The following is a 27,000-nucleotide window of genomic DNA, read 5'->3' as shown; positions in this document are numbered from 1 at the left end:
TCAGATTTTTTACAGAAAGGACGTGTTATTATATGAAAAAAAATTATAGAGCTGAACTTACCGGAGTTTTTGGGGATCCCGTGGATGGAAATCCCACCGGCGTAATGGAGGAGGCCGGATATGAGGCCCTGAATCTCAATTACCGATACATAACCATGCAGGTCAGAGCCGAAGATCTGGAGGCGGCTTTTCTCGGTGCAAAAGCAGTCAATATGAGAGGGGTAAATCTGACCATGCCCCATAAGATCACGATTATCCCCTACCTTGACCAGCTGTCAGAGGCTGCCCGGATTATCGGCGCTGTCAATACCGTGATCAATAATAACGGAACCTGGATCGGAGAAAATACAGATGGGAAAGGCTTTGTCCTGGCCCTCAAAGATAAGGGTGTTTCCCCCGAGGGCAAGACCGTCACCATCCTTGGAGCCGGCGGGGCTGCCCGTGCCATTGCAGTAGAATGCGCCCTTGCCGGAGCCCAAAAGATCCTGATTATTAACCGTAATGAGGGAAGAGGCAGGGAACTGGCAGAACTGATTGCATCACAGACGGGCACTGATTCCGAGTACCTTCCCTGGACACCTGGCATGGATATTCCCGCAAAGACCCAGATTCTGATCCAGGGAACTTCCATTGGCCTCCATCCTAATGTGGAACAGAAACCAGATATAAACTACGAGAGTATCACTGAAAATATGATCGCATGCGATGTAGTTTTCAATCCGGTCATGCCGCTCTTTCTGAAAGAAGCGCAGACCCGTGGAGCCCAAATTATAACCGGGATCGGGATGCTGGTACGGCAGGGCGCTTTAAATTTTGAATTCTGGACCGGCATGCCCGCCCCCGTTGACGTTATGTATCAAACTTTGGAGAATGAATTCCGAGCAGTGGATTAACATAATAGTGCAAAATGAATTTATTCATTTTACTCTTAAAAATGCTTGCCATCTAGTATTGATTACTATATAATAAAGTCATTGAGGTGATAATATGACAATTAATACGAATGATATGCTGAACAGTATTTTAGAAAGTATCTCCCGCATTGATTATATTCATCCGGAAGACATCCCCAATATAGATTTATATATGGATCAGGTCACGACTTTCATGGATGCTCAGCTTGCATCGACAAAACGCTATCATGAGGATAAGATTCTCACAAAAACCATGATCAACAATTACGCCAAGAACAATCTCCTTCCTCCCCCTGTCAAGAAGAAGTACACGAAGGAGCATGTGCTTGTCTTGATTTTTATCTACTATTTTAAGAACATTCTTTCTATTAAAGATATAGAGACGCTGCTGAAGCCGATCACAGACAAGGCCTTCTCTGATGGGGAGACACTCGACATGACCGAGCTTTATGAAGCGATCTGTGCGATGGAAAAGGCCCAGATCAACCCGCTGCAGGAAGAGATCAGGGCGGCTTTTGAAAAAGCCGAGGAATCATTTCCTGACGCGGACGAGGATGACCGCAGTTATCTGCATCTGTTTTCTTTTATCTGCAGTCTCAGCTTTGATGTGTATGTCAAAAAACTGCTGATTGAAAAGATCATCGACGAACTGCCCCGTTCAGAAGGCAAACAGCCTAAAAAATAAAAGAAGGATGCTTACGCATCCTCTTTTTCGTTATTTCCAAGCCTTTCAAATACCATGTCGTATCCGTCATTCCCATAATTCAGTGAACGATTCACCCGGCTGATGGTTGCTGTGGAAGCCCCGGTTCTCTCTGCAATTTCCAGATAAGTCTTCTGTTCTCTCAGCATCTTCGCTACTTCAAAGCGCTGTGAGAGTGATAACAATTCATTGATGGTACAGATATCCTCAAAGAATGTATAACACTCTTCTTTGTTTTCCAGACTTAGTATGGCACTAAACAGATAATCTACCGCCTCTGTTCTTATCTTTTTACTCATACTACCGATCTCCTTTATCAGTCAAATGACTACCGTTACATTTTAGCACACTAAACTTGTAAAGTCTACCTTTTTATCACGTTTAATACAGTTTTAAGATTACACTCGGTAAAAGTTAAGACCGGTCTGTGCATTTACTGCGCAGACCGTACGAAAACATAGTGGTTGCAGGCATACAGGTCTTTGCTCCGCTCTGGTCTGACTGAACTGTCACAGCCGTTTAAAGGCTTCCCTGAGAGCTGTAACGGTTTAAGTAAGGCTTCAGCTTTTCAAAATCCGTGGTTACAATCAGATCTTCCGGGAAGTCACAGTATTTCAGGATGTCCAGTATATTTCGAAAATTCCCGGCATCCACATCTACATGTGCATCGCTTCCCGTTGTGACCGGAACACCGTACTGTTTACAGAGTTCCAGCAGCGTGAGCGTATTTTCCCGGGTTCCCTGGCGGAAACTCTGGGGGCGCAGGGATGCGTTGTTCAGCTCCAGCAGCGTCTTAGTCTCACCGGCCGCCTTCACCAGGGCCTCGTAATCTACGGGAAAACGCCCGTCATCCGGATGTCCGATAATATTGATATAGGGTTTCTTCATCACTTCAATGTACGCCCTTGTATTTTCTTCTATACTGCGGCCCTTCCCATAGCAGGGCGGATGGATACTTGCTATTACAATATCCAGGTCCCGGCAGATGCTTTCCGGCAGATCCACGGTTCCATCCGGATCCATGATATTCAGCTCAGCTCCAAAGAGCATCTGCATCCCATTCATTTCCCTCGGGACAACATCCAGATTCTGAAAATAAATGAAATTGCAGGTGCCCGGCATCTCGGGTGCATGTTCTGTTATTGCCAGCGCCTGAAGGCCCTTAGCAGCTCCTGCCGCCGCCATTTCCCGGATCGTGCTGTATGCATGGCCGCTGGCCAGCGTATGTGCGTGCGTATCTGCTACAAATTTCATATTCGTCCCCCTTTTCTTTTCACATTAATTTTTCCATACGTTTCTAAGTATACCATATTTCTTCCAGAATACAATTTTTACTTTCGTACATACTATCAATGAGGTGAATTTCATGTTAAATAATAAAGAAAATGAAAAAATCATTGATGATTATGATTATCTGTCAAATGCGGCATCAACTATGGATTGTACGGGCCTGATCCCCTCTCTCCCGATGTCTGACGCAGAACTGGAAGCCTATAATGATCTGTACCAGTATCAGCCCCCTGTTATCAAGGCCAAGTCATCCACACATGCCAATGCTTCAGAACAACCGCCTCACGATAACAATTACTAAATAGTATTTCCCGAAAAAACACCGCCATTCATACAATGGCGGTGTTTTCGTTACAGCCCAAATCATGTGTCCTGTAACGTGTTTTCGACATAAAACAGCAAGATATAGCATTTTTCCTTGTTCTTCCCCTGACAAAATGCTATAATAAAACCATTGTTAATCTACCTATGAAAGAGAGGAATGCATAAATGAGATGTCCGAAATGTGGTAAAGACGTTGAACTTCAGAACAAGCAAGTAGGCGTTGATGAGAATGGTAAACCTATCTTTAACGAATACGCAATCTGCAGAGACTGCAGAAAGCAATGGAATCTGGACAAACAAAGAGAAAAAAAAGCGGTGAATACCAGCGCTTCTGATCATACAAAAAATGCAACTGTTCCATCTGAATCCGGGAAAGCTTCTGTGAAAAAAGCAGCGCCCCAGGCAGCCGATAATAAAGTTCCGCAAAAGGCAAGACCGGCCAATGCACAGACAGCCGACGCTAAACCGTCCCAGGCCAAAAAGGCAGCGGTTCCGAATTCAAACCCGGCTGCACCGAAAAAAGACGGCACTCTTCAGGGTACAGCCGCAGCACCTTCAAAAAGGGCATCTTCTGACGGCGGACCGGTTTCCCAGACAAAGAGGCCTGCTTCTCCGGACGGGAAGACAACTGCTCCGGTCAGAAAACCCGCCTCTCCCGACGGGAAACCAGTCTCACCGGCAAAAAGGCCTGTTTCGCCCGACGGGAAACCTGCCGCTCCGACAAAAAGGCCCGCTTCTTCTGACGGAGCCACTGCTGCTCCTGCGAAAAAACCTGTTTCTCCTGACGGAAAACCTTCTGCCTCAGCGAAAAAACCTGCTTCTCCCGATGGGAAGCCTGTGCCTACATCAAAGAGGCCCGCAGCTCCTGATGACAAACCCGCTCCAGGGGGAAAGAAACCTGCTACTGCGGACGGCAGACCAGCTGCTCCGGCAAAAAGCCCTGTTTCGCCCGACGGCAGACCCGCTGCTCCGGCAAAGAGACCAGCTGCTCCCGACGGCAGACCCGGCGGCGCCGCAAAGAGACCTGCTGCTTCCGACGGCTCTCCCGCTGCTCCCGTGAAAAAGCAGTCCCCTGCTGGAGCCAGACCAGCGCAGAGAAGGCCTGCAGCTGCAGGCAGCACTGCTTCGTCCGGAAACAGCTCTCAGAAATACGGCAATATTCCTCCTGAAAAAATAAGAGCGAAAAAAGAACAGACAGTAAAACAGAGTTATGAAGATATGCTTTCCACAGATCCAAATCGGAAACCGGTGAAGAAAAAGAGGCCGGATTCTGATTTAGAGAGGCAGCCTGCTAAGAGACCCGCTGCAGCTTCTGCTGCCCGAACAGCGGTTTCGCAGCCGGAAAGAACCCCTGTGAATCAGGAAGAGCCTAAGCCCAAATTCAGAACACTGCGCATCATCTTTGGAATTATATCCATTGTGGCATTTGGATTTTTCGCATATAAAGGCTTCATGGCAGGATTGAATAATATATCGGCGGGCAGTAATGCTACCACCGGAACCATATATATTGTGCTTGCACTTTGCATGCTTGTATCCGGACTGCTTCTTCTGATTATGCAGAAAAAGCGCACGATATTCGCATTTGTGCTTCCTTTGATCTTCTATATCGGAAGCGCCGTTTTTGCCTTCCTGATGCGCGGAAACGATAAATGGCTTCTGTATGGCGCCATTGCCGGCGCTGTGCTGGCAGTTATCTTCCTTGTACTGACGATTACCTCCAGAAGAGGCGATGAAGAAGATTATGAGGATGAATACGATGATCCCTTTGAGGAGGATCACGATAATTATTAAAAAATCCTAGAAATGCTCCCATCCGGGCTGACAGACGGTATTCAACCGCACTCTGTTCTGCCCGGATGGGAGCATTTTATTTTAAGACCGCATAGCTTCTTTGCCTGCCGTTAATCTTGATTTTAGTGATTCCTCTCTCTGCCTATGAAGATGGGAGAACCTTACTTATTTTCTTAAAGATGATCCTTCAGATCCTGGATGGCTTCGTCGATCTCAGCCATATCTCCGTTCGTCAGTTCGATACTGCATCTTTGGCAGATATCTGCAAGCGCAGAGTAGATTAAAGGATTTCTCGCCTTTATTGTCTTTATCCTGCCGTATTGCTGCGTGAAATCAATGAAGAAACTCAGGATAAAATCTATTTCCTCATCTTCCGGATCCAGCAGTTCCACGTTCAGGATCATTCCGCTTTCGCCGTCTACTACGAGAAACAGCAGCGGGTTAATCGGCCGGTCATATTCATTTTCTATGGTGCTGTTGTTCAGATAGAGAAAATCCATCTGTAACTCACCTTCCACGGAGGGACACTTCTGCAGCTTTTTTTTCAATATCTCATCGCTGAGTTCGATAATGCCAATCGCACTCTCCGGTTCATAGGGAAGGGCATGTATCTCGCTTTTCCATCTTTTCTCTTTTTTGTTGTAGATGCTCCAGAGATATTCTCCCTGCTCGTAATCCACCGGTATGTGGTTCTGCCGGTAATCCTCTAGGATAGCCAAAAGACCCTCGTAGACTCCAGTCAGTTCCTCAACCTCCTCTGCATCAGGAAGATATGGGGTATATCTCTTTTTAAAAGAGAGGAAAAAGAGCCACTGTCCTCTTCCGCGGAATTTCAGGCCCAGTTCTTTGATTATTTTTTTCTGCTTTGTCCCCACTTCCTCCCGGTCTCCCCAGTAGCAGGTCAGATTGTTCTGTTCATACATCGCATAATCCAGAGGAATCCCCCCTACATCAGCCATCGTGAGCATATCAAAATCCCGGAGTCCTTCTTCGCCTTTATAAACGCTTATCCCGCAGCAGACACCGCCGTGTCCCATGATACTGCAAAAGTAAGGAACTTTCTTCCCCTTTGGGCACACGATGATTAAATCCATGTCCCAAAAATCCTTCCAGGGCTCCAGAGCCTTTATTTTCCCTGCGGTTTCATACAGTTTTCCCCATGCAGTTAAATCAGCTTCTCTTCTCATATGTTTTCCTCTTTTTTGAATCATGCCTCTATTGCATCTGTTACTTTTATCATAGCAGAGGTTGCTGAAAATTGCTATCCTTCCGGCTAATATAAACCAATTTGCGGCTGCTGATGTTTCTGATCAGATACACCAATTTTGTTTTTTTTCATATAGTATAAGAGACCGAATTGTTACAGGAGGAATTTTATGAAAAAGCGGATACTTGCCGCAACGCTCGCAGCCGTTATGGTAATGGCGCTGCTGGCCGGCTGCGGTTCACAGAAAGAGGAAAAAGAAACATCCGGTAAAGCCACATCAAAAACACAAAAAGAGAATACCGAAACTGAAATGACCGATGTCACTTTGAATGAGGTAGCGCATTCGATTTTCTATGCGCCAATGTATGTAGCTATCGAAGAAGGGTATTTTGAGGAGGAAGGGATCAATCTGGATCTGGTGTGTGGTTTTGGTGCTGATAAAACCATGACCGCTGTCCTGTCGGGGGAAGCCGATATCGGCTTTATGGGATCCGAGGCCTCAATCTACACCTACAACGAAGGTGCCAATGACTACGTTGTCAATTTCGCACAGCTGACACAACGCGCAGGAAATTTCCTGGTTGCCAGGGAAGAAATGCCTGATTTTTCATGGGATGACATCAAGGACAGTACCGTACTTGGCGGAAGAAAAGGCGGAATGCCGGAAATGGTGTTTGAGTATATACTGAAGCAGAACGGCATCGACCCGTCCGCTGACCTGGAGATCAACCAGAGTATTGACTTTGGTTCCACAGCAGCTGCCTTTGCCGAGGGACAGGGAGACTTTACCGTTGAATTTGAACCCGGGGCAACCACACTGGAATCAGAGAACAAGGGTTACGTTGTCGCTTCCCTTGGCGAAGACAGCGGGTATGTGCCTTATACGGCCTACAGTGCAAAGAAGAGCTTTATAGAAAAGAACCCGGACGTCATCCAGGGCTTTGTAAATGCTCTGCAGAAAGGCATGGATTACGTACAGTCACACACACCGGAAGAGATTGCAGCAGTCATTGAACCCCAATTCCCGGAAACAGATTTGGAGACGATCACAAAAATTGTAACCAGATATTACGATCAGGATACATGGAAAGATAATCTTGTATTCGAGGAAAGCAGCCTGGATCTGCTGCAGGATATCCTGGAAAGTGCAGGCGAACTCGATACACGTGCGCCTTATAAAGACCTTGTTACCACAGAATTTGCAGAAAATGCAAGTAAATAATACAGTCTGAATGGGTGAATAGGGAGCCGTTGCAAAAGCAGATGAATCTTCTGCTGGCGCAATGGCTCCTCAGTTTCATTGCGTCCTATTCCCGCAAAACATTACTTGTATTTATAGTTAAGAACTGATATCATATACTTATAAGTATACATTATTTATATAATACATTATAGCTTATAAGCTTATGAAACCTATCTCAAAAAATTGTTTAAAGGATTGATCATATATGTCACATAATACAATTGGCAATAATATAAAGACGTTGCGCAAAAAAAACCGGATGACCCAGGAACAGATGGCAAAAAAGTTATATTTGAAGCGGCAGACGCTTTCCAATTATGAGATTGGCAAACGCGTTCCTGATATATACGAACTTGTAAAAATTGCAGATCTGTTCGATATTTCTTTAGACGAACTTGTAGGACACAGCAGGAAATAGCTCGGTTCAAAAGTACTTTCCCCCCGAAACAAAAAATCTCCATGGAAATGATCCCGCTCAGTTCTGGTCTTTTCCATGAAGATTTTCCTGTTTTAGTGATTTCCTGCACACCCGTGTTTGTCTTCTCCGCAGCTGTGGTTTCCGCAGTCATGTCCTTCGCCGTGATGATGACTGCACATTGTATCCGGATTGTACGCCAGATTACCCTGCAGCAATGCTTCAACACAGGCATCTGCATTCCCCTCTGCTCCCGGGTACAATTCAATGCCTGCCTCTGCCAGGGCCATCCGTGCACCTCCGCCGATTCCTCCGCAGATCAGGGTCTGTACATCGTGCTCTTTCAAAAATCCTGCCAGTGCTCCATGTCCGCTCCCGACCGCACTTACAATCTCTGAGGAAACAATACGGTTCTCTTTTGTCTCATACATCTTAAACTGCTCACAATGGCCAAAATGCTGGAATATCTCTCCGTCTTTATAGGTAACTGCTACTTTCATCTCTATACCTCCCAATGATTTTGTAACAAAATTGTACACCTATTTCCGGCATATGTCAATAACTTTTGTATTTTAGTATTCTGATTATATTTTTCTCACTCCTGCACAGAGTTTTTGCACTTGGCATGTTCGCACTGCCTTCTGCAGCATCCGGATGCTTTCGGGCACACTTCATATGATCCGCCCCCAATCTTCAGCTTTTTCCCCTCCACAAGCACATCCGCCAGTTTCTTTCGGGCTGAGTCATAAACTGCCTGGATCGTAGTTCTGGCTACGTTCATCTGCTGAGCACACTGCTCCTGTGAATATCCAAGATGATCAATCAGGCGGATCGTCTCGTATTCATCTACGGTCATTTCTATTATTTCATCGCATCCAGCACCTGAAGGGATGAACTCATCCACTTTGGGCATCTGGCATATCCGCCTGCATTTCATTGGTCTTCCCATATGTACCACCTTACCTTCCATTATCTTCAGAGAACCATTCTAATAAGAATTTTATACTTTGCCGGCAAATATGTCAAATATCCAGTGACAATTCAGGCCTGTCTGAACTGTTACATTTACTGCGCAGACCGTACGAAAACATGTTGGTTGAGGCATCCATCCTTTTCCTGCAGGTTTTTTGGTGTTCTTCGGGATTTTATGGTATGATTATCGTGTATGTATATTGCCGGCAGATTCAAAATATACCGGCAGGTTAAGGAGTGTAACAGTATGTATCGTATTCTTATTGTTGAGGATGATTCTGATATTAATCAGATGATTTGTGAATATCTAAACGGAGAGGGATTTTGCTGCTCCCAGGCCTTCTCGGGGAGCGAAGGGAAGCTGCTTTTTTCTATGTCGGAGTTTGATCTGGTTATTCTGGATCTGATGCTGCCGGGGATCCCGGGGGAGGAGCTGATCGAAGTTTTTGCAGACCGGGTTCCGGTGATTGTGCTTTCGGCTAAAAATGGGCTGGATAGTAAGATTGAGCTGCTAAAGGCGGGGGCGGATGATTATATGTGCAAGCCTTTTGAACTGCCGGAGCTGCTGGTCCGGATCCAGGTTCAGCTCCGCAAACGCGGACGGCAGCCTGAGACAGGAACGGATGAGACGATTCTGTCTTATCGGGAATGGACGATGAATCCCGCGAATCATGAGATGACGGCGGGCGGAGTTCCCATCGAGCTTACGAGCCATGAGTTTTTGATCATGGAATTGTTCCTGCGGAATCCGAAACGGGTGTTTTCTAAGCAAATGATCTATGAATATGCCTGGGGTGAGGAGTATCTTGCAGAGGATAAGACGATTAATGTCCATATCAGCAATATCCGCTCCAAGCTGAAAGACAGCGGAACGGATTCTTATATCCAGACGGTCTGGGGATTAGGCTTTAAACTTTCTTAAACATTTTTGAGCACTTTATAAAACTTTGCGTTTTATAATGATGCCATAATCAAAAACATGTAAAGGGAGTTAAGCTTATGAAGGAAGAATACGCTGTAGAGACAAAAGGGCTCTGCAAGACATACGGAAACACAGACGCGGTCAGCCAGCTGGATATGCGGGTAAAGACAGGGGCAGTATATGGGCTGATAGGACCGAACGGTTCCGGTAAGTCCACCACATTGAAAATGCTCTGCGGACTGGTGCGCCCAACACATGGGGAGGCCAGACTATTCGGCAGGAATGTAAATGAACCAATGGTCCGCAGAAGAATGGGCGTGCTGATTGAGGAAGCCGGACTGCACCACGACCTGACGGCACGGGATAATGTGCGGATGAAGGCGGAATGCATGGGGCTGGCCGACCCAAAGAATATCGATTCAGTACTGGAAATAACCGGACTTGCCAATGCAGGTAAGAAGAAGGTAAAACATTTTTCCATGGGAATGAAGCAGAGACTGGGAGTCGCCCTTGCGCTCCTTGGGAATCCCGATCTTTTGATTCTGGACGAGCCGATCAACGGACTGGACCCGGAAGGAATCCGGGAACTGCGGGAACTGATGAATACCTTGAATGAGGAAGGCAAAACGATACTTTTAAGCTCCCATATTCTCGGCGAACTGAGTAAAATCGCATCCCACTATGGGATCATTCGTGAAGGAAGGATGATTGAACAGATCAGCCGGGAAAAACTGGAGGAAAAGTGCCGCGATTATTTCCAGCTTGAAGTGGATAATGTGGACCGTGCGCTTCCCGTTATTTCCGAGAATCTAAGCGATGCCGGTGTGGAAGTTTATGATAACCAGACCCTGCGCATCTACGGTTTCACGGACAGCGCATGGCTGATCCAGCTGCTGGTCACCAATCAGGTCCAGGTGTATTCCTCGGGCTTCCACCACATGAATCTGGAAGAATACTTTCTGGATAAGATGGAAGGGGGTGCCCGCAATGCTTAATTTACTGCGTATGGATCTATACCGGATGAGAAAAGGCAAGGCTGCTTATATCTGCCTGGGCATAATTTTGGCGACAATCGCACTTGTTTATTTTCTTCTCTTTCTGATGCTCACACCCACAGGACAGGCGGCCGCAAGCAGACTTGGCATGATGGATTTTGTAGAGGTGGAGGAAGCAAAAGCCCTGTTCAGGGAGATTAATCTTCTTCTGGTATTCAGACAGTCCAACATGGACGGCGGATTTTTCGCCCTTGTACTCACGATATATTTTACTATATTTGTGTGTGCTGATTATAAAAATGGATTTATTAAAAACATTATGTCCGTGCATGTAAACCGCTGGAAATATGTTGGGAGTAAGTTACTTTCCTTCGCAATCTTAGATATTATCTATCTTGCTGCGGCTTATTTGTTTACCTTTTTAGTAAATCTGTTAATGGGCGGGAATATTCCTGTTACCAGATTCAGTTCTGTGCTGTTTTTCCTGGCTCAGGCATGGGTTCTGACTATGGCAATGCTGGCGCTGGTTCTCCTGGTATGTATGCTCACCCGCAGTATTGCAGCCGGAATTCTTGCAGCCGTATTGGTGGCAAGCGGAGTAATCGCCACCCTGCTGAATGCGCTCCTTGGGCTCTTTCACGCGAATGGCTGGCTGAAATATACGTTATACTTCAGCCTGCGGGACGCGCCGGAGGTGTACCAAAGTCCTGCAGACCTGGCGGGATTTGCCGTGGGAGTTGTGTTCCTGATTGTGTATATGGTAATTGCAGGAACCGCCTTAAGTAAGAAAGATATTTGACCGGCGTCCGGAGTAAGTCTGCCCAGATTGTGAGATAAGTAACAGGAGGTATGTTCATATGATAATCTTCACATTGGCCTTTGGTGCCGCCGCAGTGATTCTGCTGATACGCTGCATCCGTTACCGCCTGGAAATCCGGTCCGTCTGCCGGCAGCTGGATGAACTGGCCCAGGGCAGCCACATGGAACTGTTTGTAAATCGTAAGGATAAAGCTTTCGTGGAACTGTGCCGCAGACTGAATCTGGTGATGAAACTGAGCCGCCAGAAAGAGATGCAGTACGACAAGGCTCAAAAACGGCTGAAGCAGAACATTTCCGCCCTGGCACATGATATCCGCACCCCGCTGACAAGTGCAGCGGGGTATCTTCAGATGGGAATGGAGTGCACGGATGGTGAAAAAAGAGACCGGTATCTGACCGTCAGCCAGGACCGGCTGGAAGAGCTGAAAGATATGCTGGAGGAATTGTTCCTGTACACGAAGCTATCCAGCAGTGAGTTTGAACTTTCTATCCAGCCAGTACAGATACTTCCTCTGCTGGGTGAGTGCCTGGTGGGTATGTACCGGCAGTTTGAAGAAAAGGGAGTTGAACCAGTCGTGGAATTCGAAGATGAAGGAGTCCGGGGTATGGCGGATGAAGAATGCCTGACGCGCATTTTCCGCAATCTGATTCAAAATGCTCTTCTGCACGGGACCGGCGGGATTACAGTGAAGCAGGCCGGCAGCGTGCTGTCTTTTGAAAATCCTGTCGCCGAAGATACTCAGATGGATGTGGAACAGATATTTGACCGGTTCTATAAGGCAGACGGGGCACGCCGCAAGGGTTCCTCCGGACTGGGGCTTGCAATCGTCAGGGAAATGACGGAGAAGATGGGCGGAACGGCCGATGCAGTTCTGGAACAAAATGTATTAAAAATCCGGATCACACTGCAGCAGGAAAATACGCTCTTTAAGCGTCCCGAGTAAGCTTGCGTATCCAATTTCCATAATGTGATTCCAGAAAAGCCGGCACACATTTGAAAATCTGGTCGGCATTCAGACAGCATACAACCACAGCCGGGGATGCTTTTACGACGAATGCCATAATAAAGGAAAGCGGAATTACAATCATCCAGATACTGACCAGATCCATTTTCACAACAAACATTGCATTGCCGCCGCCCCGGATAATTCCGTTATTCGTGGGCATCTGATAAGACATGCCCACGATCACCACGCTCAGGATAAGCAGGAATGTATTCGCCATCTCCTTCGTGGAAGCGGAAAGTTCATACAGATTCAGGATGGGGATTCTAATAAAGAACAGAATAATCCCGGAAACAATCCCAATTCCCAGAAACAATTTCTGCAGCCGGATGGAATATTGTTTCACCACTTTGATATCTCCCATCCCGATGGTCTTGCCAATAATAATAGAAGCGGTGGATGCCGCGCCCACTGCCATGGATTTGACCATCATAAAGAGGGTCGATGCCACACTGTTAGCGGCAATCGCTGCAGCAGTCATATGTCCCAGTATTACGGTCTGCAGAGCCGTATTCAGGCCCCAAAGCCCCTGCACCACCAGCATGGGCGCTGTAATCCTGAAGTAATCCCTGCAGAGAACCCGGTCAAACTGCAGGTAATCTTGCAATTTCAGGTTCAGCCTCTTCTCCTTTTTCACTACAAAGACGATCAAAACCGCACATTCTATGATTCTGGCAATCAAAGTCCCAATTGCCGCCCCTCTGGCTCCCAGCTCCGGCGCTCCGAAGCGTCCGTAGATAAGAACATAATTAATCCCGCAGTTCACAAAAAATGTCACTGCAGAAAGGCACATAGCGATCCGCACCACCTCCACACTGCGCAGAGCCGCCAAAAGCAGCTGAGTAACAGCAAAAAGCAAGTATGTAAACCGAATAATCCCCAGATACTTCACGCCTTCACCAATAATCGCCTGATCCGTCGTAAACATCCCCAATGCCCGGTAAGGAAACAGACTGACCAAAACAAAAAGCAGCACCCCGACAGCAAGCGCCGCATGCATGGCAGAAGCCGCAATCTTCTTCATCGGCCCCACCTGCTTCTTTCCCCAGTACTGGCTGCAGAAAATAACAAGCCCGTCCCCCAGCGCCATCAACAGCTGCTGATAAATAAACTGAATCTGATTCACCGCCGCAACCCCGGCCAACGAAGTCTCACTATAAGCCCCCAGCATCAGATTATCTGCCAGATTCACGCTCAAAGTAATCACATTCTGCAGCACCAGCGCACTATATATCTTAAAAAAATTCACATAAAACGCTCGATCCTTAACCATTCCCACCACCTCATAAACAAAAAATATTGCTAAACGCTATTCATTATACGCCTGAACCAAATATTTTTCTATCATAAATTCCCTTCTCTTCCTTATACAAAGAAAACTCGTAAAAACTCAGGCAAATCTAAACGATTACGAAAACTCCCCATATCCCCTCCAGCCCTTCCTGCTCTACCGCCCGGAAGCGCCCAGCTCCGCCAAAGGAGAGGCAGGATGCATCTGTAAAAGAAGACAGGGGGGCTGGAAGCGTCTTTACGGCAGTTAGCTGGAGTTGAGTAAAAAGGAAGAAAAACCAGGGTGAGATATGTGATCACAAATCACATATCTCCCTGGCCCCAGGGCCTGAAGCCATCAAGGCTTCAGGTACTGTGCCCAGGTCTGCCCTGGTTTTCCTTCCTTTTTGCTCTACTCCAGCTTGCTGCCGTATTCCGTTTCCAGCCCCCCTGTCTTCTTTTACAGACGCATCCTGTCTCTCCTTTGGCGGAGCGTCCCCCCATTCCAATCCGTTCACCCATTTTTACGATTGTTTCGCATCCTGCCCGGGTATTGAGAATCAGCCGTTCCTCCAGTTCTACCGCATCTTTCTGAAAAAGCAGAACCACGGTGGACCCTCCGAACTCGAACCGCCCCTTAGGTTCACCTCTCTTGACCCGACATGCCTCATGGTAGTTCGTAATACGTCCCACCATCAGCGCGCCGACCTCCATCATCAGCACAGTCTTAAAATGCCTGCTCTTTAGAAGTGAATATTCCCTCGTATTTTCTTTATAAATTGGATACACATCCCCTGCCGCTGGATTTACTGTATGATAAATGCCGCTGATGCGGTAATTTTTTGACTTCTCCCCGTCATCCACATAGCAGTATCTGTGATAATCATCCACCGTCAGACGGAACACGCAGGCCCAGCCGCCCTCATAGCGCTTAGCCAGACTCGCACAGCGCAGCAGCGATTCCACCGTATACTCGGTATCTTTGATGCAGAATCTGCTCTTCTTCCCTTCTTCTACAGTAATCGGATATACACTCAGCTTCCCGTCACAGGGACTGATCAGCGTCCCTTCCCCGCCTTCCAGCGGACGTGCTCCCGGTTTGATCTCCCGCGTAAAAAATTCATTGTAGGACTTATATCTCTGATCCACATAACAGGACAGATCGATACCGTTTTTTTTCACAAAAGGATCAATCAGGCATGTGGACCATCTTCTGTCCAGCAGCCATCCTCCTGCTCTTGAAATCCCCGGCCTCACCAGCAGGCCGACGAGCATCCTTCCGCTCCTGTGGGTATAAAGCCACTCAAGCAGACTGTCCTGCCCGTTCTTTTCTTCGGTCATATTGCCGTCTCTGTCGATATATTTCATATGTAATCACTGCATCCCCGCCTGTTATATCCATATCAGCTTCCCGGGGATTTCCTTTCTGCCGTATTCCTGTAAGCTTCTCGTTTAAGCTACGCGTTTTGTTTCTCCATTACCGCCTTACAATCCAGGGCCAGCCCGGGTGAAAACTGATTCTGTAACGTGTAAAGAACAGCATAATCACAACCGCTGCGGCAACAACGCCCACGATAACCGCCAATGTCATGTTTTTCGGCTTTTTCAGTTTAAAATTCACGATAAACAGGATGCCCACGACCAAAAGCGCCAGATGCAGGCAGATCCGAAACACAAAGTCCGGTACGAAAAACTGAATCATAAATACCAGCGGCAGAACAATGGCCATGGATGTAATCGGAAGCCCCCGGTAAAACTTTTCCCCGTCCTCCGATACCAGGGCATTCTTAGCCTCCATTACATTAAAAAACGCAAGCCGGACCACGGAATTGATACAATATAAGATAATAATTGCCAGACCGATCGGCCCCCGTACGCCCAGCAGATAACAGATCAATGCCGGAAATGCCCCAAAACAGACAACATCACACAGGGAATCGATCTGAATCCCAAATGCTTTCTCGTCCTCGGTCCTGTCCTTTTTTGCCCGGGCAATCTTCCCGTCAAACATATCGCAGAGTCCGGATAAAGCCAGGCAGATAATAGCCGTTTTAAATCTTCCGTGAATCGCCTGCGTCATCCCGAATACGGATATGCCAAGGCTTGTATAGGTTAATACCACCGTATAATTATAAAATCCAATCATGTTTTCTCTCTTTTCCTTTGTTTATATTTTATCTGCTGCCTTCTGGCCAATCGTCAAATGCGCGAACAGCGTCATTCCCGCGCTGAGCAACAGTTGTACATAGTACGCAATTCCGCGGCTTAGTACCATCCCGGGCAGAAGAAGACCCGCTGCAAATACCCCTTTGAAGATAATCAAAAATAGATTCTCACTGATTCCCATGCCTCCCGGAAGCGGCAGCATATCGACCGATACTGATACCACTGCCTGGAGCATAACGACATCATATATATGAGCCCCGTGAAGTCCAAAAGACCTGTACACAAACCATGTTACAAAAAACAGGGCGAATCGCTGAAAAAATGTAATCAGAAGGACATTGACCATGACTCTGGCATGGCTGCGCAGATAGGCTGCCGTCGCGTTATACTGATCCATGGAATTCTCCAGCTTCTGAGTTCTCTCCGGCTTGTGCTTCATGATATGGATACGCTCCAGTATTCTCAGGCACCGCATCATAATTCCCTTCGCCAGAGCCGGATGGAATGCCAGAATTGACATAGCTATGCAGCACGCCACATTCAACCCTACCCCCAGGTAGAATACCGGCAGAATTCCTTCCAGGTATTTATGTACAAATCCCCTTTGGAAAAAGGCGACAAACAATCCAACAGCTACTAATACTGACTTATATGTAATTGTAACAATCATCAGCACCAATGTCGAGACAGGAACCGGAATTTTATTCTTCCGCATGTAATATATCTGCATCGGCTGCCCGCCGCTGGCCGACGGGGTAATGGCACTGAAAAAGAACCCAACGCAGGAATACAAAAAGCAGGTCCGCTTCTTCTCCCGGATCCCCAGCGTTCCGAACATATAATGGATGATGATGGACTCTCCCCAGATAAATACAACCACTCCCAGTATTCCCGGAAGAAGATACCATGGATTTACCTGCAGGATGGCCTTAATCACGGCCCGGAGGTCCTCCCCTTTAAATACACTATAGATCGTCAATGCAAATACGACCAGGAGAAAGACGATATTTACAATCTTTTTCTTTTTACTCGTCACAGCCCACCTGCTTTCCCGCAGACGTCACCCGCCTGCGAAAACATTTTCTGTCCAGCATGTCAAATACCCGTTTTGGAAAACGGTACAGCTGTGTGTGGAATGCCACCCGGTACATACCTTCAGCCAGCAGGATCCCTCCGATCACATCTACTATGTAATGCTGTTTTGTAAACTGCGTGGATGCACAGACCAGCAGCGCAAACAGGCAGGAAAAGGCTCGGTATGCCTTCGGCACATTCTTCTGCCCCCGGATACCGATATAGCAGAACCAGCTCACAAGGCAGTGGATGGAGGGGAACAGCCTGGTCGGGTCATCCACCCCGTACACCATTCCCAGAAGCGTCTCCCAGATCCCGCCGCCGGACAGCACCGGCCTGACATTGGTGGTGGGAAGCACGAGATAGAAAAATGCGCATACCAGCCTGGACAGCATATCCGCTGTCACAAACCGGATGCAGTGATCTTCCCCCTGCCGTGCAATTAATATATAGTTCACAATCCAGAACACATAGCACCCCAGATAGACGGCAACAAATCCCGGAATAACAGGAACCGCCCGGTCTATGGGAAGCGTTAAGTCATAATGTTTCCATGATCCCGCCAGCAAATCCGTGCCGGTATAAACTATAAAGTTCAGGATCACACAGGATAGCAGCGGGAACACCGCATATTGTGGTACAACCGGTTTTCTTTTTCCGGATATTTTCCCCATAACAGTCTCCCTTTCTCTTCAGTCTATTGCTATTATAACAGACTTTTGGAAAGTTGCACCTCTTCTATCCGTTTCTTTCATAAATCCTAATAAATTTTTAAGAATTCTGGAAAATCTTCCATATTAAAGGTGTGGTTTAACCAGGGACATTTTTATAATAATCTTCAATCGAAAAATACCGCCCGGAGTGTACAATCCCCGCAGGATCATATACTTCGGGCGGTAAAACGTTACGATGCACGGCCTATGGGCTATGCATAGTAACGGTAAAACGTCTCTGTTTCACTTCATATCTACAAAATCCTACAGCTTAATAGAAACAAAGGTTCCGTCTGCTGCCTCCACATGTACTACTTCGAGTCCCTTATTTTCCTTCAGTATATCCATGCATTCGTCCAGCAGCATCACAAGGACCTGTCTGGTAATCAACACATCATAGGGCGGGGGCACATCCCTGCGCATCTGCCGGAAAGCAGCTTCCGGTATAACTTTTACCGCAAGTGACGCCATCCCCATGGGAACCGGAATTCTAAGATTTACATCTTTTGATCTGACTACTACCATCATGATACATATCCTCGCTTACCTGCTATTTGTCCACATAGATTCTGACTGTAGTACCGTCTGCCGCACTGACATTCACAAAATCGCCTTCAACCTCTTCATCCAGGCACTCGGATACGGCATCCATAATGGAAGATAAATCCATCCCCTGCAGTTCCTGTTCCGGCAGCGGAAGCTTTCCGGTTGCCTTGAGCACCTTTTTCACTGCGCCAACCGGGAACTGGATGTTTACTTTATCTCCCGCAGTACTGTCCACAATGATGCGGAACATCTTCTTGTCATAGCTTCTGTGCGCAACAGCTGTCGTCTGCTCCGCCTCTACTCCCATCGCTTTCATAAGCTCTGCCGCCTGCTCCGCGGTTATCGTACGATCTTCCACCATTTTTAAAATTCTTAATCTCTCGTCCATAATGACCTCCGATTTTTCGTCTATTATCATGAATTCTTTCTGCAGAGTTTGTATTACCGCTCCCCCTGCCTGCTTATTATTACTTACTTCAGCTTGCGGATCGCCTCCTCCGCGGTGATCTCGCCCTGCTCCAATGCTTTAAGGACAGCCTCCCGCAGGAGCATCTCTTCGTCCTGTGCCGCATCCTTCTCATACCCAAGCCTTTGAATGACGCCGTCCAGTTTCGCCCTCACAGTGGGATAAGAGATTCCCAGTTCCTTTTCCACTTCTTTGATGTTTCCCCGGCACTTGATAAATGTCTCGGTAAAATGCAGCTCCTCGGCCGACAGGTAGTCAAACTTGCTGAGTGTAAAATCATTTTCTATCACTGTCCCGCACTTGGCACACTTCAAACGCACAACACTGAGTTCCCCGTCACAGACCGGGCACTGGCTAATGACTTTTTTCATATATCCACTTCCTTTCTGTTAATAATATAGCACTTATGTTTAGATTATTCAATACAAATATTAATTATTTTAATTTTTATATTAAATATTTGAATTATCTTGTCTTGTTTTTTTATTTTTCTTTATTTACTGTCCTGTTTTACCATCACAGAAGCGGCTGAAGTAAAACTGCAGCACAAGGTATTTAAAAAAGCCAGGGCTGAAATCCACCATAGTAGATCTCAGCCCTGATTTTACTTCATTTACAGAGACTTGGGTCTTATATCTAAGCTGCTTTTATATCTAAATATCTTTACTCCCGCGCCATACGTTTTTTCCTTTTTTGCGCATACATCTTTTGGTCCGCCTCCCGGATCAGCAACTCGCAATCGGAGATCTCCGTACTCTCAACAATACCATAACTAAAAGAAAGCGGGTAGGGAAATCCACTTTCTTCTGCAAGATTTCGCAGCCTGTCATTGATCGCTTCCGCCTTCTTCTCAGCCTCTTCTGCCCTCATGCCGGCAAGAAGAAGCAGAAGCTCATCGCCTCCATAGCGAAACAGGGAGTCGCTGTTACGACAGACACTGCGGATCTCCCTGACTGCTGTCAGAATATAGCGGTCCCCCTCCTCATGTCCATGTCGGTCATTGACAGTTTTGAGGCCGTCCAGGTCCAGAAAGCATAAGGCAAAGCGGGTGCCCTCTGCCAGCATTGCATTGACGGTTTCCTCCGCATACTGCCTGTTATAAAGCCCGGTCAGAGAATCAATAGCCGCCTGCCGCCGCAGGTACTGTGCTTCCCACTCCTGCTCCCTCAGTTCCTGTTCTATATGCAAGTTTTTCTCCCGATAGTCGTCCAGCTCACAGATCCGGACCGTATAGCGTACGGCAATATAAAACCCAATCACGCTGAATAGACAGGATTTGATGCTCCATACCTTCAATAGCAGATCGTTTAGTGGTGTAGAGTACAGGAGCAGATTCAGGAACAGATAAAAAAAGAGTCCTGCCATCATTTCCAGCAGAAATGCATGATGCTGGGGATGGCTTAATATTAGGCGAAGCCGCTCAATAAATACTGTGCTGAATACATGCATGATGGCGCCCGCCAATAGAAATCCCAACAGCACGGGTAACCCCTTCAGATTATCAGCATTCGTTATATGGTTATCAAAGCGCTGCAGAGGCAGATTCAACATAACCGCAATGATACTTCGGCAGAAAATATTGGCCGAAAGTCCATAGATAATCCCCGTAAGTGTACTGAACAGCGCACATTTTCCATCTCCTTTACCGAAGATAAGCGTTTCAAAAAACAAAAGAAACGCGAACAGAAACCAGTTTACAATTAATGGGAATTCTAACACACTGCAGGCAACGAAGAACAGGTAATTGAGGATAAAACTGAGCAGGACGAACCGGACGCGTCTTTCCTGCATTTGACGAAGCTTTCCGGCCATCGAAAAATACTGCCAGTTAAAATAGTAATAAGCCGCAGCCGTGATCAGCAAAAGCATCTCATTCTCTCCTCTCTGATCCGTTCCTCTTTTGTTTATCCAGATACATCGCCTGATCAGCCCGGTGTAAGATTTGTTCTACGCTGCCGTTATAATTGTCTGTAACAAAAGCGATTCCGTAACTGAAAGAAAATGAGGGCCTGCATTGCTCCTCCATATGTATACGTATGGATTTCATCCGTTTTTCCGCTGCTTCCAGAGAACATCCGGGCAGCATGACAATAAACTCATCCCCGCCTACCCGTGCAAATACATCCGCCTTTCTCAGGCAGGAACTAAGCTCTTTTGCAAAGCGTATAAGGTAGAGATCCCCTGCATGATGGCCCTCCCGGTCATTAATCTGTTTGAGGAGGTCCAGATCTATAAATACAAGAGAAAACGGTTCCTTCTCCTGCAGAAGAAATCCTATTCGTTCCGTGGCGTAGCGCCGTGTAAAGATTCCGGTCATTGAGTCCAGAACGATCTTACTGCGGAGTTCAGCAGCCGTCCGATTCTGCTCTTCCAGTCTTTCCATCAGATGATGGTGCTCCTCCTCCAGATAATGTACCTTCAGAATCCGGTAGAAATGACTGAGGAACCTGATCAGATAAAACTCCAGCAGCAGCGTGCTTCCGACTAAAAAAAGCGGCAGCAGCCCCCAGCTGATATCTGCAATGCACAGCACGCTGTCCAGCAGCAGGAAAATATTACAGAACCAGAGAAATATCATAAATGGCCGGACTTCCTCGCTCTCCGACTGCGTGCGGAGTACCTCCAGTATCATACCCCAGCGCGGGATCAGCCAGGCAGTCAAACTATTCGCAGCCAATACAACGCCGGCTGTGGCAATCCGCCAGGAGGGCTGCTGCAAAAGCTCGTTCATCTGTATCCCTGTCGCCAGTGAAATGGTACCAACCAGAATCATATGCAGCGCCATAGTTGTCAAATGGGTAAGATTAATCAGAAAAAGTTCTTGGGAGCGATACCGGCTGTTGCGGAGCAGCCGGGAGAGTTTCCCTCCATATGCCAAAATATAAAACAAGGGCAGAGGAATATTGACCATTCCCCAAAAGAAAAACAAAAGAAAAGCGGGGAGATAGTTCAAAATCCGCTTCAGTACCGTATTCTTTTGCTTGTATCCCAAAGTACTCATAGCGTGTTCTGATAAACAGGCAAAAAGAAGGGATAAAACGACGGGCACCAGAAGCCCCCAGCCAAGGTAGATCGGAAATGGCAATGTAATCCCTCCTTCTTCTGCGTTTCTCTCAGCTCTTTTCTCTATACATTGTTCATATTAACAGGATTTATTATATCAGACCTAAATGGAAAACACAATCTTATCTCCCTTTGGCCGCCGAATATCACTGCAACGTAAAAGCGTCCGGACTTCAATAATCCGAACGCCATCTTCATATAAACTATTCTTGGTGATTATGCGTTGCCACAGACGCCCCCTAATATTTCTTCGAGTGCATTCTTACTGCTTGTGTGGCATCTGATTACATCTGCATTGCATCTTCCTGCCTCATCCACAGCGCATTTCACCATTTTATGGGATACAGTATTCGTGAAGAGCACGATCAGATCCGGACTGCCAATCTGTTTTCCCAGCGCCGCAGACATCTGGGTAAATACCTTTGCTTTACAGTGGAACTGTTTACAGATTTTTTTATACTGACCTACCATACGGTCATGTCCTCCAATTATTACTATACTCATAAAATCCTCCTTATTGACTTTCTGCATAATTCTTCCATGTTATGATTCATATTCTAACGCTTTGTATTTTTAGTTAGTTTAAACTAACTTATATATATCATAACCGGTTTTATCCAAAAAATCAATAACATATACGGAAACTTTTTCTCAATTAGATGTCATTCTCTTCATTGAAATGCAAGGCTGACTTTCGTTGTCGGGAAATTTTATCGTTTCCTACATCTGCACTACTTTGTCAGCAATCCCCATTGTAGATTTTCTGTGAGAGACAAGCAGAATCAATTTCCCTTCTTTCTCTTTTTTCAGGCTCTTCAGTATGATGCCTTCGTTCAGGCTGTCAATGTTGCTGGTAGGTTCATCCAGCAGTATCATCCGGCTTTTGTGCAGAAAGGCCCTGGCAATCCCGATCCGCTGCTTCTCCCCGCCGGATATACAGTCTCCAAGCTCTGTCAGCCTGCTTTCATACCCTTTGGGCAGCGACATGATAAATTCATGGATGGACGCTTTCTTTGCCGCCTCCTCCACTTCCTGCCTGGTGGCATTCTCATCCGCAATCTTGATATTATTTTCGATCGTATCATGGAACAGAAATGTTTCTTGTGTCACATAGGACATGCCGCGGCGCAGGGAATTCGTCCGGATGTTGTTCACGTTTTCAGTTCCATAGGTAATCTTCCCCTGATCCGTCTCGTAAAAGCGCATCATCAGCTTCAGCAGGGTAGACTTCCCGCAGCCGCTTTTTCCGAATATCCCATGGATTTTACCAGGTTCAAAATCAGCGTTAAAGTTCTCCAGAACGCCATCCTGCTCCTCCTGATACCGGAAACTGATATCACGGCAGCAGGCGGCGCCTTCGCCCAGCGCTGCGCCGGCTATCACATCTTCTACAGCAGGCTTCTCCTCCAGGATATTAAGAACGCGGTTTCCGCTTGCAAGTGTATGATTCAGGTTGTTTGACAGTGCAGATAATGCCGCCGTAGGGCCAAAGGAACTCATCATAGCAATGACCGCTGTTACACCCTGGTAAAACTCCATTTTGCCCCCGCGGATAAGAAGACCGCAGAGAACCAGCATGAGAATCCCGGCGGCAAGAATCACCGTGTCTGTGGAAATCCGCTGCACGTTTTCATCTTTTTTCAGCCCTTTACTGGTCTTTTCCAGTTCTTCTGTCTGCTCCGCCATCTTCTCCATGCGCTTCTTGGTCTGTCCATACTGCAGCAGCTCTTCCAGCCCGTAAAGATTATCCAGCACGGCAGTGTTCAGCTCACCAAAAGAATCCCGGTACTTCTGTCCGCTGTCTTTTCCTTTTTTCCCGTTTAACAGGGGGATTACCACACCCACTGCCGCATAGGACACAAGAGCAAGCGCGCCTGCCCCAGGATGCTGAAGCCCGATGAATATGGTCATAAAGACCGATGTAATCACCGCAATGGCAGCCGGTGAAATGGTATGGGCATAAAACACCTCCAGCAGTTCAATATCACTGGTAATAATCGATATCAAGTTTCCCTTCCCGCTGCCGTCCAGTTTCGCCGGCGCCAGCTTTCTAAGGGATGCAAAAACTTTATGGCGGATTCTAGCCAGCAGTTTAAATGCGATGTAATGATTGCATGACTGCTCCGCATAGCGCAGAATCCCTCTGAATACAGCGAATATAATCAAAACGGCTGCGATCATATAAAATGGTTTTCCATCGTAAAGCCCCGCCGCGGACAGCAGGCCATATCCCCCAAAAACGGTCAGGAATGTGGCGGCAAGATTCCCTATACATCCCATAAGGACCGCCAGCGCCATAAGACCCAAAAGCGGTTTAACCATACCAATCAGCCCGGCCATCACCTGGAATGAACTCCTTGTTTTTTCTTCTTTATGTCCCATTATGCCGCCCCCTCTCCTGTATATTTTTCCAGTTCTTTCTGGCCTGTATAAAGCCTTGCGTAGTCTCCCTGCATCTTCATCAGCTCCGCATGGGTGCCCTGCTCCGCAATCCGGCCCTCCCTGATCATCAGAATCTGGTCTGCGCCAGTCACATTTGCCAGCCTGTGGGAAATCAAAAATACTGTTTTCGTGCCCGCAAGCCCGTGAATGACCTTCATGATCTGGTTCTCGCTTTCTGCATCAATGTTGGACGTCGCTTCGTCAAAGATATAGATATCGCTGTCGTGCAGTATGGCGCGTGCCAGGGCGAGGCGCTGTTTCTGGCCGCCGGACAGGTTCGATGCCTTCTCATCCAGCTGCATAGAAAGTCCTCCTTTTTCCATCACAGTTTCATACAGGCTGACCTGTCTGAGCACATCCAGCATCTCTGCCTCCGATGCGTCTTCCCTGCCCATCCGCAGGTTCTCCATGACCGTGCCCTTGAACAGGTAACTGTCATGACGGATCCTGGTAATCTTGCTGTAAAGCGTCTCCTCAGCCAGATCACGGATGCTGACGCCGCCGACGGTGACGTCTCCCTTATATGACACGTGATCCTGCATCAGAAGAGATGCGATGGTGCTCTTTCCGCATCCGGATTCGCCTACCAGCGCTGTGAATCCCTTCTGGGGCACTTCAAAACTGACGCCCTTTAGCACCTGCTTTTCCTCATCGTAGCCAAAGGATACATCCTGAAAGCGGACCTCATTGCCTTCCGTCCGACAGACCGTCCCCTTCTGCGGCACAGGTGCATCCAGAAGCAGGAAGATCTTATCCGCCGCTGCGTTACCGTTCATGGCTATGTGAAAGAAAGATCCAAGCAGGCGCAGGGGCAGGAAAAACTCGGCCGATATCATGATCATGAAGAAACACTCCTCCAGGCTGATCCTTCCTTTTCCAAATTCCAGGATACCCAGAATGATTCCCGCTGCGGCGCCCCCGTATGCGACCAGATCCATGACACTGATCGAATTCAGCTGCATAATCAGCACACGCATAGTGATCTTCCTGAACTTTTCTGCTTCCTCATCCATTTTCCTGGCATATCTGTCATCCGCCTGATAGATTTTCAGAGTGGTCAGCCCCTGGAGGTTCTCTAAAAAAGAATCCCCCAGTTCCGTGTACGTCCCCCAGTAGCGGTTCAGCATTTTCTTTGCAAATTTCTGTACTGCCACGATGGAAAGTGGAATCAGCGGCACACACAGAAGCAGGACAACTGCTGCCTTCATGTTCATGGTTCCCACGATCACAAACAGGGTCAGCGGGGCCAGCAGGCTGTAAAAGAACTGCGGTACATACTTCCCGAAATAGATCTCCAGCTGATCCACGCCTTCCGTACTGATCTGGACTGCCTCGGAGGTTGCAATCGTATCTCTGTACCTGCCGCCCAGTTCCATCAGCTTTGCATAGACTTTCTCCCGAAGGCGGCGTTTGACTTCCGTGGACGCCCGAAATGAGAACCTGCTGTTCAGAGAATTCATGATCCCCCTGACCAGAAGCACTGCTGCCAGAATCAATAGCATCCGCCAGATGCCGGCTGTCTCCAGGCTGCCCGTCCTCATATCACCTATAAAATCAGCTGCTGCCAGCATAAGAATTACATTCGCAAGCAGGATGCCCCACTGTGCGGCTACCATGCCGGCGACATATTTTTGATTATCCCGAAACTCTTTTAATAACCGTTTATGAAACATGTGCTTTTTTCCCCTTTCTGATTCTTCTCCCATAACGCGTGATATGACCGATCAGGAAGATACAGAATACGAGTCCTGACATCTTATGTAGGATTTTCACCGCCATCACGCCTCCCAGGGGGTGGATTAAAAATCCGGAAAGAACCATAATCACTGTTACAATATAAAACAAAACCTCACCATACTTTTTCATTGATGTGCCGCTCCCTTTCGCTTTTCTTTCAGTGTAACCATCACATGGCGGACCGCCAGTACCGGGTGTACCAGCAGCATTCTGGGTCCCGCATACCGCATAACCAGCCTGATCTGCTCCTGCATCTTTGGTGCATAACAGTGTACTGTGCAAGCGCTGCAGAACGTTTTAGTCTCCATAAACGGGCATTTTTCTGTCCGTTTCAGTGCGTATTCCCTCAGGCTTTCGCATGAGGGGCACAGTTCTTCTTTTGTATGATGATTTCCCCTGCAGTAAATGGAGATCATGGCATCCAGCATCTCCATCTCCTGCCTGCGCTTTTTCCCGGCATCTGTCTTATTATTCATTTACTGCGATCTCCCTGTTCTCGCTCTTTGCCGTCTTGATTTTAAAAGTAAAATAATAGATGTGGAACAGAGCAACCGCAAGAATCACCGCTTTTGCCTGCCATACAGGCACGATCAGAAAACTGATTGTAAAGATCAGGCACAGTGTACCGAGCGCTTTTTTCTTTGCAGCCTTCTCCATCTCTTTCTTGTTCACGGCTGGCTCTACATATTTCTGGTACATTATGGTTGACAAAAACCATGTGTGAAACTTTTCTGAACCCCTGGCAAAGCAGACCGCCGCCAGTATCAGAAACGGAGTTGCCGGAAGAAGCGGAAGGATAATCCCCACGACCCCCAGTCCGACAAAAAAAAATCCCAGCGCAATAAATATACCATTGATAATCTTTTTCATATTCACCTCTTTTTGATCATACATTTCCTTTTTATCCCAATTTAAAAGCGCT

Annotated in this window: 31 protein-coding genes; 10 read left to right on the top strand and 21 right to left on the bottom strand. The window is 47.2% G+C overall.

The features are described from left to right. The first annotated feature begins 32 nt into the window (after positions 1-32). Both aroE and GKG43_RS10795 read left to right on the top strand, forming a co-directional pair. On the top strand, positions 33-893 hold the full coding sequence (gene aroE / locus GKG43_RS10800; protein WP_129879091.1) for a shikimate dehydrogenase: 861 nt from the start codon (positions 33-35) through the stop codon (positions 891-893). Positions 894-987: 94 nt separating this feature from the next. After that, positions 988-1,599, top strand: coding sequence for a DUF1836 domain-containing protein (locus GKG43_RS10795; RefSeq protein WP_055154867.1), 612 nt, complete (start codon positions 988-990; stop codon positions 1,597-1,599). A gap of 11 nt (positions 1,600-1,610) precedes the next feature. Here the strand turns inward: GKG43_RS10795 and GKG43_RS10790 are convergent, their stop codons facing one another. Together GKG43_RS10790 and GKG43_RS10785 are read right to left on the bottom strand one after the other, a co-directional pair. Beyond that, complete coding sequence (locus GKG43_RS10790) at positions 1,611-1,916, bottom strand: YerC/YecD family TrpR-related protein (RefSeq protein WP_025655402.1); 306 nt, start codon at positions 1,914-1,916, stop codon at positions 1,611-1,613. A gap of 220 nt (positions 1,917-2,136) precedes the next feature. Continuing rightward, positions 2,137-2,871 (bottom strand): phosphatase, encoded by a 735-nt coding sequence (locus GKG43_RS10785; RefSeq protein ID WP_129879090.1) that lies wholly within the window; start codon positions 2,869-2,871, stop codon positions 2,137-2,139. A gap of 112 nt (positions 2,872-2,983) precedes the next feature. Between GKG43_RS10785 and GKG43_RS10780 the strand changes: the two genes are divergently transcribed. Continuing rightward, positions 2,984-3,208 (top strand): hypothetical protein, encoded by a 225-nt coding sequence (locus tag GKG43_RS10780; protein ID WP_025655400.1) that lies wholly within the window; start codon positions 2,984-2,986, stop codon positions 3,206-3,208. A gap of 188 nt (positions 3,209-3,396) precedes the next feature. Further along, entirely contained in the window at positions 3,397-5,025 is a 1,629-nt protein-coding gene (locus GKG43_RS10775) for a hypothetical protein (protein ID WP_129879089.1), read from the top strand. A 173-nt stretch (positions 5,026-5,198) separates the two neighbouring features. Here GKG43_RS10775 and GKG43_RS10770 read toward each other — a convergent pair whose 3' ends face one another. After that, positions 5,199-6,212: a hypothetical protein gene (locus GKG43_RS10770; protein ID WP_050641259.1), complete on the bottom strand. Its 1,014-nt coding sequence runs from the start codon at positions 6,210-6,212 to the stop codon at positions 5,199-5,201. Positions 6,213-6,401: 189 nt separating this feature from the next. On the opposite strand from GKG43_RS10770, the gene GKG43_RS10765 reads away from it, so the two are divergent. Further along, complete coding sequence (locus GKG43_RS10765) at positions 6,402-7,454, top strand: ABC transporter substrate-binding protein (protein WP_129879088.1); 1,053 nt, start codon at positions 6,402-6,404, stop codon at positions 7,452-7,454. A 226-nt stretch (positions 7,455-7,680) separates the two neighbouring features. Further along, on the top strand, positions 7,681-7,893 hold the full coding sequence (locus tag GKG43_RS10760; protein WP_129879087.1) for a helix-turn-helix transcriptional regulator: 213 nt from the start codon (positions 7,681-7,683) through the stop codon (positions 7,891-7,893). Between the two features lie 92 nt (positions 7,894-7,985). On the opposite strand, the gene GKG43_RS10755 is transcribed toward GKG43_RS10760, so the two are convergent. Beyond that, entirely contained in the window at positions 7,986-8,390 is a 405-nt protein-coding gene (locus GKG43_RS10755; protein WP_055152396.1) for a NifB/NifX family molybdenum-iron cluster-binding protein, read from the bottom strand. Positions 8,391-8,485: 95 nt separating this feature from the next. Further along, positions 8,486-8,839 carry a DUF134 domain-containing protein gene (locus GKG43_RS10750; protein WP_044926621.1) on the bottom strand — a complete coding sequence of 118 codons (354 nt, stop codon included), beginning with the start codon at positions 8,837-8,839 and terminating at the stop codon, positions 8,486-8,488. Between the two features lie 270 nt (positions 8,840-9,109). Between GKG43_RS10750 and GKG43_RS10745 the strand changes: the two genes are divergently transcribed. From GKG43_RS10745 to GKG43_RS10730, 4 genes are all read left to right on the top strand, one after another. Continuing rightward, positions 9,110-9,784: a response regulator transcription factor gene (locus GKG43_RS10745; protein ID WP_055152398.1), complete on the top strand. Its 675-nt coding sequence runs from the start codon at positions 9,110-9,112 to the stop codon at positions 9,782-9,784. Between the two features lie 77 nt (positions 9,785-9,861). Then, positions 9,862-10,779 carry an ABC transporter ATP-binding protein gene (locus GKG43_RS10740; protein ID WP_050641271.1) on the top strand — a complete coding sequence of 306 codons (918 nt, stop codon included), beginning with the start codon at positions 9,862-9,864 and terminating at the stop codon, positions 10,777-10,779. Beyond that, positions 10,772-11,578, top strand: a complete 807-nt coding sequence (locus GKG43_RS10735; RefSeq protein WP_129879086.1) for an ABC transporter permease — start codon at positions 10,772-10,774, stop codon at positions 11,576-11,578. The genes GKG43_RS10740 and GKG43_RS10735 overlap by 8 nt, the downstream gene beginning before the upstream one ends. Positions 11,579-11,636: 58 nt before the next feature. Further along, on the top strand, positions 11,637-12,542 hold the full coding sequence (locus tag GKG43_RS10730) for a HAMP domain-containing sensor histidine kinase (protein WP_055152401.1): 906 nt from the start codon (positions 11,637-11,639) through the stop codon (positions 12,540-12,542). On the opposite strand, the gene GKG43_RS10725 is transcribed toward GKG43_RS10730, so the two are convergent. The 16 genes from GKG43_RS10725 to GKG43_RS10650 all read right to left on the bottom strand — a co-directional run bounded on the left by GKG43_RS10725 (position 12,526) and on the right by GKG43_RS10650 (position 26,948). Then, positions 12,526-13,875: an MATE family efflux transporter gene (locus tag GKG43_RS10725; protein ID WP_050641274.1), complete on the bottom strand. Its 1,350-nt coding sequence runs from the start codon at positions 13,873-13,875 to the stop codon at positions 12,526-12,528. The two genes, GKG43_RS10730 and GKG43_RS10725, sit on opposite strands and share 17 nt — an antisense overlap. Positions 13,876-14,237: 362 nt before the next feature. Beyond that, positions 14,238-15,239 carry a phosphatidylserine decarboxylase gene (locus GKG43_RS10720; RefSeq protein ID WP_083487045.1) on the bottom strand — a complete coding sequence of 334 codons (1,002 nt, stop codon included), beginning with the start codon at positions 15,237-15,239 and terminating at the stop codon, positions 14,238-14,240. A gap of 109 nt (positions 15,240-15,348) precedes the next feature. After that, complete coding sequence (locus tag GKG43_RS10715) at positions 15,349-16,017, bottom strand: CDP-alcohol phosphatidyltransferase family protein (RefSeq protein WP_050641275.1); 669 nt, start codon at positions 16,015-16,017, stop codon at positions 15,349-15,351. Positions 16,018-16,038: 21 nt separating this feature from the next. Further along, positions 16,039-17,073 carry a lysylphosphatidylglycerol synthase transmembrane domain-containing protein gene (locus GKG43_RS10710; RefSeq protein WP_055152403.1) on the bottom strand — a complete coding sequence of 345 codons (1,035 nt, stop codon included), beginning with the start codon at positions 17,071-17,073 and terminating at the stop codon, positions 16,039-16,041. Continuing rightward, a complete protein-coding gene (locus GKG43_RS10705; protein ID WP_055152405.1) occupies positions 17,063-17,785 on the bottom strand; it encodes a phosphatase PAP2 family protein in 723 nt (240 codons plus the stop codon). Before GKG43_RS10705 ends, GKG43_RS10710 begins: the two co-directional genes overlap by 11 nt. Positions 17,786-18,088: 303 nt before the next feature. Next, positions 18,089-18,352, bottom strand: coding sequence for a hypothetical protein (locus tag GKG43_RS10700; protein ID WP_025655387.1), 264 nt, complete (start codon positions 18,350-18,352; stop codon positions 18,089-18,091). A 22-nt stretch (positions 18,353-18,374) separates the two neighbouring features. Continuing rightward, positions 18,375-18,758 (bottom strand): hypothetical protein, encoded by a 384-nt coding sequence (locus GKG43_RS10695; RefSeq protein WP_050641278.1) that lies wholly within the window; start codon positions 18,756-18,758, stop codon positions 18,375-18,377. An 83-nt stretch (positions 18,759-18,841) separates the two neighbouring features. Continuing rightward, positions 18,842-19,207 (bottom strand): DUF2089 domain-containing protein, encoded by a 366-nt coding sequence (locus GKG43_RS10690; RefSeq protein ID WP_050641279.1) that lies wholly within the window; start codon positions 19,205-19,207, stop codon positions 18,842-18,844. A gap of 292 nt (positions 19,208-19,499) precedes the next feature. Next, the gene (locus GKG43_RS10685) at positions 19,500-20,705 is read right to left on the bottom strand and encodes a GGDEF domain-containing protein (protein ID WP_055152407.1); all 1,206 of its coding nucleotides are present in this window, start codon (positions 20,703-20,705) and stop codon (positions 19,500-19,502) included. 1 nt (position 20,706) lies between these two features. Further along, on the bottom strand, positions 20,707-21,921 hold the full coding sequence (locus GKG43_RS10680; protein WP_055152409.1) for a GGDEF domain-containing protein: 1,215 nt from the start codon (positions 21,919-21,921) through the stop codon (positions 20,707-20,709). Between the two features lie 194 nt (positions 21,922-22,115). After that, the gene (locus tag GKG43_RS10675) at positions 22,116-22,403 is read right to left on the bottom strand and encodes a DUF2325 domain-containing protein (RefSeq protein ID WP_050641292.1); all 288 of its coding nucleotides are present in this window, start codon (positions 22,401-22,403) and stop codon (positions 22,116-22,118) included. Positions 22,404-22,619: 216 nt separating this feature from the next. Then, positions 22,620-24,281, bottom strand: coding sequence for a thiol reductant ABC exporter subunit CydC (gene cydC, locus GKG43_RS10670; RefSeq protein WP_050641293.1), 1,662 nt, complete (start codon positions 24,279-24,281; stop codon positions 22,620-22,622). Further along, the gene (locus GKG43_RS10665) at positions 24,281-26,014 is read right to left on the bottom strand and encodes an ABC transporter ATP-binding protein/permease (RefSeq protein WP_050641294.1); all 1,734 of its coding nucleotides are present in this window, start codon (positions 26,012-26,014) and stop codon (positions 24,281-24,283) included. Before GKG43_RS10665 ends, cydC begins: the two co-directional genes overlap by 1 nt. Further along, positions 26,004-26,207, bottom strand: a complete 204-nt coding sequence (locus GKG43_RS10660; RefSeq protein WP_050641295.1) for a hypothetical protein — start codon at positions 26,205-26,207, stop codon at positions 26,004-26,006. The genes GKG43_RS10665 and GKG43_RS10660 overlap by 11 nt, the downstream gene beginning before the upstream one ends. Beyond that, complete coding sequence (locus tag GKG43_RS10655) at positions 26,204-26,554, bottom strand: nitrous oxide-stimulated promoter family protein (RefSeq protein WP_050641296.1); 351 nt, start codon at positions 26,552-26,554, stop codon at positions 26,204-26,206. Before GKG43_RS10655 ends, GKG43_RS10660 begins: the two co-directional genes overlap by 4 nt. Continuing rightward, entirely contained in the window at positions 26,547-26,948 is a 402-nt protein-coding gene (locus GKG43_RS10650) for a YbaN family protein (RefSeq protein ID WP_050641297.1), read from the bottom strand. Before GKG43_RS10650 ends, GKG43_RS10655 begins: the two co-directional genes overlap by 8 nt. Positions 26,949-27,000 lie beyond the last annotated feature (52 nt).

The sequence above is a fragment of the Eubacterium sp. BIOML-A2 genome, from assembly GCF_009680135.1.
GTDB classification, from domain to species: Bacteria; Bacillota; Clostridia; order Lachnospirales; family Lachnospiraceae; genus Faecalicatena; species Faecalicatena contortus_B.
Note: the sequence above shows the minus strand (reverse complement) of the source record. Positions and strands in the feature narration are given on the sequence as shown.